1 protein-coding gene is annotated in these 531 nt (G+C 59.7%); it reads right to left on the bottom strand.

From position 1 onward, the window contains the following. Positions 1–246, bottom strand: a 246-nt coding sequence (locus PMO31116_RS23940; protein ID WP_217424782.1) for a hypothetical protein, incomplete at its 3' end; no start/stop codon positions are given. Positions 247–531: the final 285 nt, after the last annotated feature.

Raw genomic sequence — 531 nt, 5'->3', positions numbered from 1 at the left:
TGTGAACGGCGAGGGATTGAGAGAGATCATCATGAGGACGCCGTTCCACGTGAAACAGTCTCTGGTTTCACGACGGGCTTTCGGGCGTTGGATTGGCGAAGCTTGCCGGTGCCCTGATGGAGCGACTTTAAGGTGGAGCGCAGTCGGGGTGCCGGTGAGCTTCGCGGCCCGGAGGTGGGAGAGGGTGAAGTGGTGGTAGGCGGGATGGGGTGTTGTGAACGGAGAGGGATTGGAAGTGATCATCATGAGGACGCCGTTCCACGTGAAACAGTCTCTGGTTTCACGACGGGTTCTCGGGCATTGGATTGACGAAGCTTGCCGGTGCCCTGACGGAGCGACTTTAAGGTGGAGCGTAGTCGGGGTGCCGGTGAGCTTCGCGGCTCGGAGGTGGGAGAGGGCGAAGTGGTGGTAGGCGGGATGGGGAGTTGTGAACGGCGAGGGATTGAGAGAGATCATCATGAGGACGCCGTTCCACGTGAAACAGTCTCTGGTTTCACGACGGGCTTTCGGGCGTTGGATTGGCGAAGCTTG

This window comes from Pandoraea morbifera (assembly GCF_902459575.1).
GTDB classification, from domain to species: Bacteria; Pseudomonadota; Gammaproteobacteria; order Burkholderiales; family Burkholderiaceae; genus Pandoraea; species Pandoraea morbifera.
Note: the sequence above shows the minus strand (reverse complement) of the source record. Positions and strands in the feature narration are given on the sequence as shown.